The organism is Spiroplasma chrysopicola DF-1 (assembly GCF_000400935.1).
Classification (GTDB): domain Bacteria; phylum Bacillota_I; class Bacilli_A; order Mycoplasmatales; family Mycoplasmataceae; genus Spiroplasma; species Spiroplasma chrysopicola.
The window spans coordinates 485,430-501,604 of sequence record NC_021280.1 but is presented as its reverse complement, the minus strand read 5'-3'; the positions used below and the strand labels follow the sequence as shown (position 1 = coordinate 501,604).

Below are 16,175 nucleotides of genomic sequence, written 5' to 3'. Positions count from 1 at the left end.
TGTATATGTTTTAAATTTCTGTCCTTTAATTTCCATACAAAAAATGCACCTCTTATAAAAAGTTTAGCAAAGCTATTTTTACTTTACTTACTTTTTGGGATGCACTCTTATAACTTATTTTTTACTAATACCTAATTTGCAGTACCAAACTTAACTTCAATTTTATACATATAGAGATTTTCATCATCTAAATCTTTGGGAACAAGAGTAAGGGCATCTTTATCGTGATTATTAAATAACATCGATCCAGGTTTTGGTGTTAAAATAACACTTGTTGCAGTTAAGTCAGTAATTCAAAAATCTTCATTTAAAACAGAGCTATACTTATTAGCAAAATCTGTACCAAAATATTTAGTGACTAAATCGCCCACAATTTCTTCAATATTATCATTATTATAATGTTTTAATAGAACTTCTTCAACTATATTTTCTTTTGCACTAGCAAATTCTTCTAATGGTTTGTGAGTTGAAGTAACGTAGTCTCGTTCGTCATCTAAAGCATTAAATTTAATTATTATTTGTTCTTTATTGAATGAACTATTTATAGGTGGGTTTAACACAAATGTACCATGATAGTCATTATCAAATGTAATTGTTACTATTGAATCTGGTGAAAAATATCAACTCATGCCCCATGTTTTCATACTTTTTTTGAAAAATTCCATTAATAAATTACGAGTTCCAGCAAATTCAAACACAAATGGCATAATTAACGAAATTCCATAAAGATTTTGCTTATGAGGATTTTCTATTATTTTTTGATTGTATAAATCAATTAATTTATGTGAGATATAAATATCACCTAAATTTTGAAATGGTATTAAATCACTTCAATTCATAAGTTCATTAATAATTTTGACTTCACCTTCGAAAGAATCATTTTTTGCTTCTAAATTAACTTCATTTATATTTCCTTCACTATCTTTTTCTAAATTAATTATAACTTCATTTATCGTTAAATTTGTTTGATTTAATAAATTAATAGCCCTTAAAATATCTGTTTCATTTTGCTTTTCTTTTTCAAAGCCACTAATTGCTAATGATCTTTTAGTAATAATCTTACTAATATCTTTCGTTGTTGGATTAATTTTAACTGTTTTTGTAACAAATGGTTGTGTGGTTGGAAGTCCCATATAACGTAAAGTTGCTTGTTCTAGTTCTGCTGAAAAAGTAATATTATAGTCATCAACATTAACTCCATCTTTTTTCATTTCCTCTTTTAAACTAAAAGCATTTGGTATAACTGAATATGCCTCACGGAAATAACCACTTTTTTTTGTTGTATTACATGCTACAACTGTTGTAGTCGCACTAGCTGTTATCCCTACTGCGGCTAATATACTTAATAATTTTTTCATTTTCTTTTTCTCCTTTTATTCTTTAAAATTAGTTTTTCTGCTGTTTTGCTGTTTTAAGATTTATTTTAGTAAATTTTTAAACTATTGGTGGTGCTACTCCTTTTTTAAAAGTATTTAAATAAAGTGACCAACGCGAACGGAAAATTAAGTTTCGAGATTTTAAAACAGCTGTTTTTTGAAAAGTATTAGAAAAATAAATGATAACAGTATTTTGTGATTCAATGACAACCAGATACTCAAGATATTTTTCAACAAAATCATCAAAAGGATTAATGTTTGAAATAGTTTTAATTATTTTTAAGTATTTTTTAAAAGAAATAGTAATAATAATAGTTGCAATTAAAAAAATGATAAAACTTGAGTATAAAAAGGCAAAAAAGTAATATAGACCAAAATAAATACTATCCTCTGCTCTCAAAACAATATTAAGCAAAGAATGTTTGTAATCAAATAATTTTATGAAAAAAATAAAAAGATTAGTTATTCATAAAATTATTAATATAGTATTATTGGCAATAATATTTTTTCATTCAATTTTAACCTTTGGTGATGTTAAAAAAATGTATCTTTTAATATCTTTATATAATTGAATTAATAAACTCATATACGAAATAAAAATAATAAAAATTATTATGCTATATAGCAAATTATAGGTTCAGTAAAATAAGGCTATATTATTTAGAAAAACGTTAAAAACTGCAGTTAAAATATTATTTAAAATAAATAGCGTCAAAATAATGCCAACAAACCAACAATACTGTTGTTTAATTTTACTGATGTTCATAGTAGTCCTCCTAGTTAGAATTCTAAACTTAGTTATTATTATACTTTTTAAAATTATTTTTGCAAATTTTTAATTAACGGTGATGGAATAAATTATGTAGTTGTTGGGACATATTTTAAATGCTTATTATAGCATTATAAGCATTTAGAAGATGAAAAATCTTATTTACTTATATTTATTAAAACATTTTTCGAAAAAAATATAATACAAAAAAGCACTAATTTTATCAATTAGTTAATAATTTTTAATACTCTTAAAACTCTAATATGTTATTTTTTTTGATATATTCTGTAATCTATAATTGTCTATAAATAGGCATTTTTATCTTAACATAAAATAAAAAATCCTATTTAAATAAATAGGATTAAATGCTTTAATTATCTAATTTTTTATGGTGGCAAATATTTAAAATGTTTTAGATTTATGCATTATTTAATTGAACAATACTTCCCCCATAAGTTCCTGCAAAAATGTCGCCAGCTGGAGTAGTTTGCACAAAACATACAAGAACAGAATCATCATTTATATTTACTTTCTCTTTTATTGTTCCATCATCATTTAACTGATAAATTAAATTTTGTATATAACTCCCAAGTAAAATTGTTCCATCTTTTAATTCTATTAAACTCGAAGGTGAACTCACAGTATTTTGTATTATGTGATCTTTTAGGCCATTCACATACAATTTATAAATAGTTCCATCATCTGCATTAGTTACTAATAAAACTGTACCATTTGATAATTTAATCATTCCTTTCGGAGCGCCTAAGTCTTCTGAAATTGGTTCCTGACTAATATTATTTCCTTGCGAATCTAATTGATAAATTTTACCATCATAAGTTGCAGCTAAAATTAAGCCAGGGCTAGACTCTACCATTGAATGAACATCAAATGTATTTGTTACTTCTCCCTTAAATGATCCATCAGGAAATAACTGATAAACATTATTATTATTAGTTCCAACCAAAATATTACCATTTTTTTGTTTTAACATTGAGTGTACTGTGAAATCATCAGGAATTCTATCATCCACAATTTTTTTATTAAATGTTCCATTCGGATATAAAAGATATAATCCGTGAGTTGCACCTACTAAAATAGTATCATTATAGTTCAAATAAATTAAACTTTGGATACGACCTCCTTGAATTTCCGACCAATTACTTACTTCCTTTTTGACAGTTCCAATATTTGGATTAAAAACGCGATAATATAATTTAATTTTTTCATCATTAATAATATAATCCTTACTGTCCATTTTAACTTTAATTAAAGCTTGTTCACTAGTAATAGAATCTGAAACAACTTCAATTTCTTTGATATTAACTGCTGGATTTAAATCTTTAATTTTATTTAAAATAGTATTTTCATCTTTATTAATAACATCACCAATATTTACATTAGTCAAAACTTCTGATAATAATTTACGATTACTGTCACTAAAATATAGTTTTAAAACATCATTGTTTAAATAAATTTTACTATCTTTAATCACAGTTAAGTCAGCTTGTAAAACGTCTCCAAGTGGCTGTAAATTTCCTATTACAACATCACTTCTAACCAAATCACCATTTTCATAAGCTCCTTGAACAATATCTAATAGTTCCTCTGGTGTACCTTCTATGACAGTCTTTGGAAAATTTACTTTTTTAACATCAGTTACCAATGTTTTTAAGTCTGCTAAATAATTAACTTTCACCGAAGAATTATAATCATAAACATTACTTGATGATTTTACAATAACAGTCGCTGTTGTTTCGGTAATATTTGTAAGATATAAATCTTCAATTTTTAAATCCGGATTTTTATCTTTTGCGACAGTCAAAATTGTTTCTTCGCGATTATCAACAATACCACCCAATTGGGAATTTTTAAGATGTTCCGCTAAATTTATCCGCCAATTATAATTTGGTAACTGTTGATTAGAAACATTATTTTTAGTTGAAAAATATCATCCTAAAGTTCCACCAAGTGTTGCTAATAATAAAATTAACACTAAACCAATACTTAAAATCATTTTTTTAACCTTGGTCATATGTAATAAATTTTGGCGATTTATAATTGCCATTTGGCGATTAAAATGATGTTGTATTGAAACATTATTTTCTTTAATAAGTTTTGTCGCAATTGCTTGAGTTTGTTCTTTTTTTACAACTGCTAATTGGTTTTTGTCCTTATTACCTTCTTTAATCAAATTAATTGTATCTTGTGATAAAGTAATCGTATTATTTACTACTTTAATTTTACTTGAACCATCACCATTATAAAAAGCATCTTTTCAAAAGAAAACATACGAATCATTTTTACAAAAAATAAAAGCTACTGGAACAACCCCATTATCTTCATTAATACTTCGATTTTTATCAACATGACAAAGAAATAGTTCTAGATCATTTAAGTCTTTTGAAACATTCTTTTTAACAACGCTAATAACTTTTTTAAATTGATACTGACAACTATTACACATGCTAGCAAAAAAACGCTGCACTTTGTTTTCCATATTCAATTCACCTCCAAAAAATACAATAAAAGAATAAATAACTATTTTTAATTATACAGTATTCCTTGAAAAAAAAAAAAAAAAACTTAATAAGTATTTTTTAGACAAATTATTTGGTAAATTATGATAAATTTTAGTTTTATTGAAAAATATAAAAATCTTATTTATTAATAAATAAAATTTAAATAATTCTCTATTTTTTACGACAGCAAATAATAAGCCAGGTTAGAAATATTTTCAAACCTAACATTGGTAATAATTATGATAGTTTTTTATGTTAATATTTAACATCAGGAGCATTTATTAAAATATATTAAGAATAATTTAAATAATTAGAATTATACTTTTTTTAATTTAATTTTAAAATAATAATCTTAATTAATAAAATGGTCTACCTTTTTTTATTTTGTAACAAAACTGTTTCTTTCCAAAAATCAAAAAATAACATACCACTAGTATAAATACTAATCGTAATCACAATTCACTTAAATCAAATCAAAAATTCACTGTCACTTAATCCTAGTCCAATTTTAATCCCAATAAAAACTAATAAAAAGGCACTAATAACACCAAATACTCCCCCAACTGCCATTGCCCCCGCAATTTTAGGTGAATAATTTTTATCTTTTATAAATTTTGTTGCTCCAACTGGAATTAGAAAGGCACAAGCTCCCATCATTACCGGAAACGCCACAGTGATATCCATCCCCATCATAGCAATAACAGCCATTGCCGGAGCATAAAATCCAATTCCTAATGACATTAATATTCCTAACCCAACATAAATAATTGCTGTTACTGGTAATTTTCATCATGTTCCTGGTTGCAATAATGTTGTTGAGTTACCATTTAGACTAGTTAAAACATCAACTCCTGGTTGCGATAAAATCATTAAAATAGCAATAACTAATAAACAACCACCAATTACTAATTTCATAATGCGAGCATTAATTTTATTAGCAATTGCTGCTCCTAAATAAGCTCCTAATATTGAAGCGACGATTAAAACAATTAAAGTTGTAATATCAACCTTAACAGCTGTCATAAATATTATTGCTTCAAAAATAACAGGTATTGTGCAACCAACATTTAGAATTCCTGGTAATTTTTTACTATCTTTGGATATTTTAAAATTATTTAACATTACTACTGAAATAGCAAATGATCCAATTCCTAATGTATCAAAAAAATTAGCAACAAAACCAGTAAAGGCACTTTTTCAATAGCTAGTTTCACGATCAACGACTAACATTTTGGCACTATCTTTAACCAATAAAACCGTATAAATAGTGCCAATTACTAATAGTAAAAAAATTAAAATAAAAGCCCCTAGGTAACTAATATTAATTCAATTAAAGCCCCATCCTTGATTTAATGAATGTGGTAAATAAAATAAGAATGTTGTTAAAAAACCAATTAAAACTAAAATTGGAATTGTAACAAAAGTTAATATATAATTTTTTTTAGTAATTGCAGGACTAAGATTTTTTATTTTAGTTTTTTGAAGATTAATATTAACAAAGTAAAGATTGTAATTTTGCTTATCTTTTGTCGCGGGTTTGGTATTTTGTAAGTTTTTTAACTCATCTTGATATTGTTTCTTTAAAGTTCTTGTTGCTGGGTTATGTTGTAAACTACCTAATTTCGCATAATGATCTTGATTTTCTATAATTAAACTATCAAGTTGTTGATCTAGAGTCTTTCTTTTTGTCTGATATTCCTTAATGATCATTTCTTTTCTTCGCAGAAAATCAGTTTTTAATAGTTCATTATTAATAAATTTTTGTTTTAAAGTTTTAAGACCCAAGCGCTTTTGCTGTCCTAATTCTTTTTTAATTATAATAATTTCATTTTGTTTCTCTTCTGTTTTGGTAATTAATTTATTTTGAATTTCAATTAATTGATATCAATCAATTTGCTGTCCTTGTTCCATACTGTCAACCTTATTCCTTATATATTATATTCTTAATAAAAAAGTATTTTTAACAAATACTTTATTTCGCTTTTTTCATTGAATTCATTACTTTTTTAATATCTGCTTCTGAAGGTTTACGTCCCATTTGCATATACATTGCACGAATTTGCTTTTCTGTAATTGGTGGGTTATCACGTAGTTGTTTTTGCACAATTTTTTTTGTAATAATAAACCCTAGAACTCCTCCTAAAACAAGAGCTCCAATTCCAATTATTAATCCTGCTCATCATGGCATTTTCTTTCACCTACCTTTTATTTAATAAAAACTATTTTTCTTATTAATTTTAACATATTTTAATAATAAATCGTGATTTCCCTGAAATTAATTCAATTTTATCTTATTTTTGATATTTAATCCCTAATTCTGCTAACTGCTCATCGCTCACTAAACTTGGTGAGTTAGTCATTGGATCAAGTCCAGAAGCATTTTTAGGAAAGGCAATAACATCGCGAATTGAATCACTATTTGTTAATAACATTATAATGCGGTCTAATCCCAAAGCTAAACCACCATGTGGAGGAACTCCATAATTAAAAGCATTTAAGAATCAACCAAATTTATCGTTAATTTCTTCTTCACTTAAAGATAAAGCTTTAAACATTCGCTCTTGGATATCATTGCGATGGATTCGAATGCTTCCCCCACCAATTTCATACCCATTTAAGACAATATCATATGCATCAGCACGAGCATTAGGTTGATCAGTATCAAATGTTGCTAGATAATCTTCAGTTGGTGCGGTAAAAGGATGATGCGCAGCTTCAAAACGTTGATTTTCAGTTGATCATTCAAATAATGGTCAATTAATTATTCATAAAAAGTTAAATTGGTTTTGATTAGCTAAATTAAAGTCTTTCGCTAAGTGTACGCGGACTGCGCCTAATGCTTGACAAACAATTTGGTAATCACCACTAACAAAAAAATAAGTACCTGGTTCTTTTTTATTGAATACTTCTTGTAAACCTTTCTTTTCTGTTAAACTAACAAATTTATTAATTGAACCTTCTCATTCATGTTTTAGATTTAGCCGTAATCATCCTAATCCTTTTGCCTTATTTTGTTGAGAAATTCTTGTTAATTCTTCAATTTGCTTTTTATCAACTTGTTCAGGAATAAAAATTGCTTTAATTGTTCCCTTGTTTTTTAACACATCTTGAAAAATTTTAAATTCTGTTGCATTAAAAATATCATTTACTGTTGTTAATTTTAAATCATAGCGAGTATCTGGTTTATCGCTACCATATTGATCAATTGCTTGATCATAATCCATTCGGATAAATGGCGTTAAAATTTCAATATCTAAAGATTCTTTCATTACATAACAAAATAAACCTTCAATCATACTAATAATATCTTCTTTATCAACAAAACTCATTTCTAAATCTAACTGCGTAAATTCTGGTTGACGGTCACTGCGTAAATCTTCATCCCGGAAACATTTCGCCACTTGAAAATAACGATCAAATCCGCTTAACATTAATAACTGTTTAAATAATTGAGGTGATTGGGGTAAAGCATAAAAACTATGTGGATGTTGTCGTGAAGGAACTAAAAAGTCTCGGGCTCCTTCTGGGGTTGATTTATTTAAAATTGGTGTTTCTACATCAATAAAGTTTTTTTCTTGTAAATAATTTCGAATTAAATGAATAACTTTATTACGTAAAAACAATTTTTGCTGCATAATCGGACGGCGTAAATCTAAATAGCGATAGGTCATTCTTACATCTTCTAAGGCATCTGTTTTATCATCAATAATTAGTGGCGTTGTTTGCGCTTTTGAAATAACTTCTAAATTTGTTAAGTTAATTTCAATATCTCCTGTTGGCAATTGTGAATTTTTACTTTTTCGTTCAACAACTGTTCCAGTAATTATAATCACGTCTTCACTACGTAAACTATTTGCTAATTCATAATTAACAAAATCATGATTAACAATAATTTGAGTTATACCATAACGATCACGCAAATCAATAAATTGCATACCCCCTAAACGACGATTGCGCGCTACTCACCCTGATATTTTTACTTCTTGGCCAACGTGATCAATTTTTAACTCACCACAAGTATGTGTTCTTTTCATTTTTATGCTTTTCCTTTCATTAAAACATTAATAATTTTTTCAAATTTAACTTCATGTTCTTTCCCAGATGTTTGATTTTTAATTTTAACAACATTTTTTTTCAATTCTTCATCACCAATAATAATAACATTTTTTGCTTTTAACCGCTCAGAAGACTTAAATTGCGCTTTAACACCGCGATTTAAATAATCAGTATCAGCACATAGTCCATTACTACGTAATAATAGTAATAATGAACTAGCAAAATAACGGGCATGTTCTGACAAAACAATAACATAGACATCTAATTCATCATCAGTTGCTAACTTAATCCCATTTTTAGCAAGAGTTAATAAAATTCGTTCTAATCCCATTGCAAAACCAACAGCCGGATAATTTAATTGTTGGTCAAATTCATTAATTAGATGATCATAGCGACCCCCACCTAATAATGTTAATTCTTTACCCGCTTCATCTAATGTTGTCATTTCAAAAACAAGGGAAGTATAATAATCTAGACCACGAACTAATTTATGATCAAGTTCAAAAGGAATTGCTAATTTACTTAAGACATTTTGAATATTATTAAAATAAGCCGCTTCTTCAGGTGATAAATAGTCATGGATTTTTGGGGCTAAGATAAATTTATCATGATCAATTTTACAATCTAATACTCGTAAGGGATTATTAACAATTCTTGTTAAACAATCATCACATAATTTTTCACTACTTAAAAATTCTTTTAAAGCCGCTATATATTTAGGGTAATTATCAGAATCAGTTAGACAATTTAATTTTAATGTTACTTGTTCTAACCCTATTAGTTTTAAAAGATTATATCCTAAAAGGATTACTTCAACATCTAATAAATATGATTTTACGCCAACAACTTCTGTACCAAATTGATTAAATTGACGTAAACGACCATGTTGAGGACGTTCATAACGAAACATACTACCAATATAAAATAATTTTAAAGGTAATTCATATTTACCATATAATTTATTTTCAATAATACTGCGCACTGTTGGAACAGTTCCTTCTGGTCGTAACACAAATTCTCGTTCTTTTTTATCTAATAATTCAAACATTTCTTTACTAACAATATCGGTTTCGGCTCCAATTGAACGAATAAATAAATCTTTACCTTCAAAAATTGGCGTTCTAATTTCATGAAAATTATATTGGCTTGCAATATTTCGTAAAATTAATTCTAAAGCTGTTAATTCTTTGGCATTTTCATAATAAATATCTTCGGTTCCCCGTGGACGTTGTAATTTCATCTTTTTTCCTCCTTTAAAATAAAAACTAAAAGATTAATAGGAACGATTATCTCGCGGTGCCATCCCATTTCATTTTCTTTTAGTTAATGCGCTTATTTACTCTTATTATTTAGTTGTAACCGAAATTTGTCAAAATAACTATTTTAAATAATAAGTTTCACCAAATCTTATCTCTCTAAAAAATAAAATAATTAAAATTATTTCAGTTTTACATCTTTATTATATCGTAATTAATAAAAAAAGAATAAAAAAACATACTATTTTTAGGATGTTTATTTTTTATCATAATATTTATTTCATGTTGGTTCTTCAACTGGTTGGTCATTATTGCCGAAATTAGGTCTTTTCGCAAAGTCTATTTCTTCTTCATTAAGATTATCATTTTCGTTTTCTTCTGACAATAAAACATTTTCTGGCCGATTACGATTTTGCAGTGATTGAATTTGCATTCGAATCCGTGACATTGATAATTTACCATCTTTAAATTCAATCATCCATTGAATTGGTAATTCATTTAAATCAATGGCATCAAAATCTCTTGTTAACATTAGAATTAAACTAACAAATTTACCAAATCCTTCTTCCCCTTTTCATTGGTTTGTCTCAATTGTATTATGAATTAGATTATTATCAACAATATCAAAACTTGATGAATGATGTTCAGTAATGCGATCAGCTCATTCTGATTCAGCAATCAAATAGAAACCTGTTACTAAATTACAATTTAATAAATGAATATCATTTTTAAATAACGAAATATTAAACTTATCGGCATAAATTGCACTAATACTAATTATAAAATCATCTAATGGAACAACATCACTCAATCATTTAAAAATTCCTTGCATATAACGGAAAATAAACTTAATTTTGCTTGAAGAGTAAACGATTGTTTTTCAACTACCATAATCAAATTGATATTCAGCATTAGCTTTCACATTTCTAATATTTTCTTCCGGTTCTAAGGCAATAAATTCTGGAATTTTCAGAACCATCATATCTTTTTTCATCTAGGAATCCCCTTTGTTGTATTTAATAAAAAATATACTTAACATTGTAATTATAACACAACTTTATTAATTAATAAATTCTAATTTCTTAAAGGATGTGCCTTTATTTTTTGATTTTAATATTGGCACACCACCCTGCCAAGGTTAATAAGATTGAAGAATATCATTTTTATTTTTTGTTCAAATATTTTGAAAAAAATAATTCTTTCTAGCTTTAAGTTCATCATTATAATCATTTATGATAATTTCAATTTATTAATCTGATAATTCTAATCTAATAGAAATTAAATTGCATTTTTTTATTATCTGATTTTAAATAATTAATAATATTTTTTTGATTCAATTGTTGCATACAATGCAAAATTGGCTTAAAAACTGCACGGGTAAAAATTAAAATATTCAAAGTTTTTAAATATTTTTAAAATAAAAATTTCTATTCATAATCATACCTATAAAGATTAACTTTAAATTATAATGTTGGAAATTTTTATTAATTATTCTGTTTTTAATTTATAAATTATAGCTTCATTAGTTCCAGTAAAAAGTGCTTGATTTTTTAATTGTAATAAAGTATAAAATGTTGCTCCCCGACTTGGATATTCTGGTGGTTGTTGAACTTTTCCTTTGATTGTTCCATCATCATTTAAATGAACAATTGCTCGTTCATTGGTTCCAACTAAAATTGTTCCATCTTGTAATTGAATTAGTGAAAATACAGTACCAGGAAAAAATTGATTAATAACTTTATCTAAAATATTACCATTAGTATCAAAAAAATAGACTGTTCCATTTGTTTTGATCACTACAACTCTTTTATCGTGTAACTGAATTATTGATCTAAATCCTCCAACATTATTAGTTCATAAATCTTCTTGGAATTGACCATTTTCATTAATTTTATAAATATTACCATCAATACTTCCCCCTAAAATAGATCCATCTTTTAATTGGGTCATTGAATAAATATCTTGTTTATTTTTAACAACATTTTTAACTGAACCATAAGGATAAATTTCATATATTAGTTGTCCATTAGTAGCAACTAAAGTATTACCACTATCTAGTTTTAGGATTGAACGAACATCATCGGCTTTAAAATTTGGGTCATCAATTTTATTTTTAATTGTGCCATTAATATTTAATCGATAAAGTGACCCTGCATATGTTCCAGCTAAAATTGTGTCATCTGATATTTGCTGTAATACCCGAACACCTCCATCAAATTTTTGATCATTGGGTTGGTTAATTTCATAATCAACTACTCCAATATTTGGATTAAAAACACGATAATATACAATAACTTCAGTACTTCTAATATAATCTTGACTTTCTTCTTTCACTTTTATTGTAGCACTAACTTTATTAATTGTATTATTTGGAATTTCAATTTGTGAAATATCAATATTTTCATTTGCTCTTTGTACAGATTTTAAAATTGTCACTGAATCAATATTTTTAATATCACCTAGATTAAAGTTTGTTAAAACTTCAGATAACATTTTACGGTTACTATTACTAAAATATAGTTTTAATGATTCTCCTGGTAAATAAACTTCACTTCCTGATTTTACAACTAAATCAGCTTCTATAATAATTTGATTAGTATTTTGAAATGTTTCATGAATATTTTCAATTATTACTTCATTTTTTCTTAATTTTTGATTACCTTTTTTAACAATATTTAATAATTCATTTTCATTTGAATCTTTATCAATAATTGTATTAGAAAAATTCAATTTTTTTGTATGAGTTTCTAATGTCTTTAATTGCGCAAAAAAATAAACTTTAACAGAAGAACTATAATCATAAATATTACTTGATGATTTAACATATACTGTTGCTGAATCATCAGTAATATCTTTGACTAATAAATCTGTAATTTGCAATAAAGAATTTTTATTTTGGGCTGTAACTAAAATTGTATCCCCCTTATTATCAGAAATTTTTCCTAATTGTGTATTTGCAAAATGTTCATTTAAATTTATTCTTCAGGGAATATTAGGTAATTCTGAATCACCAATTTTATTTTCTAATCTTGTAAAATATCAACCCAATACTCCACCAGCCGCACCTAAAATTAGGGCAAAACTTAATCCTAAAATTAAAATTAACTTTCTAATTTTTGACATATATAAAAGATGCTGACGATTCATAATTAACATTTGTCGGCTAAAATGATTTTTTAACGAATTATTATTTTCATTAATAAGTTTTGAAGCAATGGCGTGAGTTTCTTCTTTTTTTACAACAGCCACTGCTTTATCATTTGTTGTATTTTCTTTTATTCGCTCAATTGTTGCTTGCGCTAAGATGATTGTGTTATTTATTAATTTTAATTTAATTGAACCATCACCATTATATAAATCCTCTTTTCAAAAGAAAACATAAGAATCTTTTTTACAAAAAATGAAAGCTAATGGAACAAGGCCATTATCATCTTCAATACTTCGATTTTTATCAACATTACAAAGAAATACTTGCAAATCATCTAAGTCTTTTAAAGCATTTCTTTTAGCAACGCTAATAACTTTTTTAAACTTATCCTGACAACTATTGCACATACTATCAAAAAAAACCTGCACTTTGTTTTTCATATTCAATTCCCCTCCAAAATAATTTTATACAAATAATATTAATTATACTTAAAATAAAATAATAAATCAACCACTTTTTTATTCGTTCGAATAAATTAGCTAATAATTTTTTATTAAATTTTGAATGAATATATTAGTTTTTAGTACTTAAAATACCTCGAACTGCTCTGATGAAACCCTTAGTTTTGACCTCAGAATTGGTAATGCTACCTTGATAAGGCTCATAAAATTGAGCAATGTCATTTTCGCTTTTTGTTCAAGTATTTCGGAAAAAATAATTTCTTCTAGCTTTAAGTTCATAATTTTAGAGCAAAAAGTATTATATTCTTGTAAATTAATACTTCGATTAATGTTTGAAATTGTCATTAAACTAATTTCTGAATATTTATATTTGTCTAAAATATCCCGGTAGCGTTTACAACTATCAAGTTCTTTTAATATTTTAATATATAAATCAAAGTGCAAACATTGATATGATTTTCGATCAATTTCAATATCTAACAAAAATACATATTTGTGTTTATACAATTTTCGATCATAGTAACGGATTCTTGTTCTTTCGTAAGTAACTGGTCCTCATTCAGTAATTAAAGTAGCAGGACGCTTACTATAAAGAATATAACCTTTATTGTTATTTGAATATTTTTGGCGCAAACGTGAATCTAATTGTTCATAATGTTCTTGAATAGCTTTTCTAGTTTTATTTTTAACTTCTTCTTCAAAATTCTTAAACATTTCAATTTGTTTAAAAATATTTTGTGAATAGTCATTTTGATACAAAGAAAAATTAATACTATTTTGGTACATAATATTTTTTACCCCTATTCTGATCTGATTGAATCCTAATATTTTATTTTCTTTGATACATTCTGTAATCTATAATTGTCTGTAATTTTCTGTAAATAGTCATTTTTATCTTAACATAAAATAAAAATCCTATTTAATAAATAGGATTAAATGTTTTAATTGTTATTTTAAAATAACAATTAATGATAAATAATAATTAAATACCTTAATAAACAAATTTAAATTTGTTTTTACTAAAAATTATGCAAATACAATTTTATATTTAGAAAAATAGTTAAAAATAATTTCTATCAAGTTTTATTGATTATTCAAATAATAAATGTCTCTTTTATTTCCTGCAGCTAAAATAGTACCATCTTTTAATTGCACAAGCGATTTAAGATAATGATTATTATCTATTTTAGCTTTGATTGTCCCATCTGGATTTAACTGATAAATTGATTCCCGATATGTTCCGGCCAAAATAATACCAGTATCAAGTTGAACCAATGACAATACTTCTCCATCAAAATTTTCATCTGGTTGTTCTACTACTGATTTAATTGTCCCAATATTTGGATTAAAAACACGATAATTAACTGTAACTGACTCAGAATTAATTATATAGTTAACACTATCAGTTCTAACTTTAATTAATGCTTGTTCACTAGTAATTGAATCTGCAACAAATTCAATTTCATTAACATAAACTTCTGGATTTAACTCTCCAATTTTATTTATAATAGTTTCTGGTTCCTTATTTAAAATATCACCTAATTCTTGATTAGTTAAAACTTCTGATAATAGTTTCCGATTATTACTACTAAAATATAATTTTAAAGTATCAGTTACTAAATAAATTTTACTTCCTTCAATAACAGTTAAAACAGCTGTGACAGTTCCATTAGTTTCTTGAATATTTTTAATTTGTACCTCATCTGTTCTTAAATCATTATTTACATCTACGCCCGTAACTATGGCCTTTAATTTTTCTGGGTCTGGCTTTTCACCAAGATTCACATTTGGAAAACTTCGTTGCTTTACATCAGTTGCCAATGTTACATACCTTGCCCCAAAATGAACATCAACAGAAGAATTAGGATCATATAAACTACTTGATGATTTAACCCTAACTGTTGCTGAAATTTTAGTAGCATTTTTAACATACAAGTCTTCAATTTGAACTACAGAGTTATTTACTTTAACCGCAGCTAAAATAGTTTCTTCAACATTATCCGAAGTTTCCCCTAAGTCTCTATCTTTTAAATGTTCATTTAAATTAATTCGTCAATTATAATTAGGATTTTGACCATTAATTATTTTATTTTCTAATCTCGTAAAATATCAACCCCATAATTGCCATTTGCCGATTAAAATGTTTTACAATTGAAGTATTATTTTCACTAATAAGTTTTGAAGTAATATCTTGGGTTTGTTTCTTTTTAACTACTATTAACTCATTATTATTAGCATTATGCTCTTTAATCCGATCAATTATTGCTTGGGATAATATCAGTCTATCATTAACAATTTTAATTTTAGATGAACCATCACCATTATATAAATCTTCTTTTCAAAAGAAAACATAAGAATCTTTTTTACAAAAAATAAAAGCTAATGGAACAAGGCCATTATCATCTTCAATACTTCGATTTTTATCAACAGTACAAAGAAATACTTGCAAATCATCTAAGTCTTTTAAAGCATTCTTTTTAGCAACGCTAATAACTTTTTTAAACTTATACTGACAACTATTGCACATGCTATCAAAAAAAACTTGCACTTTGTTTTCCATATTCAATTCACCTCCAAATGATACAATAAA

At 26.1% G+C, this 16,175-nt stretch carries 12 protein-coding genes; all 12 read right to left on the bottom strand.

What is annotated here, in order from left to right; all coding sequences use genetic code 4:
- Positions 1-131: 131 nt before the first annotated feature.
- A complete protein-coding gene (locus SCHRY_RS02295) occupies positions 132-1,358 on the bottom strand; it encodes a lipoprotein (RefSeq protein ID WP_016338853.1) in 1,227 nt (408 codons plus the stop codon).
- 76 nt (positions 1,359-1,434) lie between these two features.
- Complete coding sequence (locus tag SCHRY_RS02290; RefSeq protein ID WP_016338852.1) at positions 1,435-2,142, bottom strand: hypothetical protein; 708 nt, start codon at positions 2,140-2,142, stop codon at positions 1,435-1,437.
- Positions 2,143-2,563: 421 nt separating this feature from the next.
- Entirely contained in the window at positions 2,564-4,642 is a 2,079-nt protein-coding gene (locus tag SCHRY_RS02285; protein ID WP_016338851.1) for a ligand-binding sensor domain-containing protein, read from the bottom strand.
- Between the two features lie 391 nt (positions 4,643-5,033).
- Entirely contained in the window at positions 5,034-6,575 is a 1,542-nt protein-coding gene (locus SCHRY_RS02280) for a sulfite exporter TauE/SafE family protein (RefSeq protein ID WP_016338850.1), read from the bottom strand.
- A gap of 61 nt (positions 6,576-6,636) precedes the next feature.
- The gene (locus tag SCHRY_RS02275; protein ID WP_016338849.1) at positions 6,637-6,852 is read right to left on the bottom strand and encodes a YneF family protein; all 216 of its coding nucleotides are present in this window, start codon (positions 6,850-6,852) and stop codon (positions 6,637-6,639) included.
- Between the two features lie 103 nt (positions 6,853-6,955).
- The gene (aspS, locus tag SCHRY_RS02270) at positions 6,956-8,698 is read right to left on the bottom strand and encodes an aspartate--tRNA ligase (RefSeq protein ID WP_016338848.1); all 1,743 of its coding nucleotides are present in this window, start codon (positions 8,696-8,698) and stop codon (positions 6,956-6,958) included.
- A gap of 2 nt (positions 8,699-8,700) precedes the next feature.
- Positions 8,701-9,960: a histidine--tRNA ligase gene (gene hisS, locus SCHRY_RS02265; RefSeq protein WP_016338847.1), complete on the bottom strand. Its 1,260-nt coding sequence runs from the start codon at positions 9,958-9,960 to the stop codon at positions 8,701-8,703.
- Between the two features lie 272 nt (positions 9,961-10,232).
- Positions 10,233-10,970: a hypothetical protein gene (locus tag SCHRY_RS02260; RefSeq protein ID WP_016338846.1), complete on the bottom strand. Its 738-nt coding sequence runs from the start codon at positions 10,968-10,970 to the stop codon at positions 10,233-10,235.
- A gap of 494 nt (positions 10,971-11,464) precedes the next feature.
- Complete coding sequence (locus tag SCHRY_RS05445; protein WP_016338845.1) at positions 11,465-13,564, bottom strand: ligand-binding sensor domain-containing protein; 2,100 nt, start codon at positions 13,562-13,564, stop codon at positions 11,465-11,467.
- Positions 13,565-13,711: 147 nt separating this feature from the next.
- Complete coding sequence (locus tag SCHRY_RS02250; protein WP_016338844.1) at positions 13,712-14,371, bottom strand: UPF0236 family transposase-like protein; 660 nt, start codon at positions 14,369-14,371, stop codon at positions 13,712-13,714.
- 297 nt (positions 14,372-14,668) lie between these two features.
- Positions 14,669-15,520 carry a hypothetical protein gene (locus tag SCHRY_RS05530; RefSeq protein WP_016338843.1) on the bottom strand — a complete coding sequence of 284 codons (852 nt, stop codon included), beginning with the start codon at positions 15,518-15,520 and terminating at the stop codon, positions 14,669-14,671.
- 151 nt (positions 15,521-15,671) lie between these two features.
- Positions 15,672-16,145: a hypothetical protein gene (locus SCHRY_RS05525; RefSeq protein ID WP_016338842.1), complete on the bottom strand. Its 474-nt coding sequence runs from the start codon at positions 16,143-16,145 to the stop codon at positions 15,672-15,674.
- Positions 16,146-16,175 lie beyond the last annotated feature (30 nt).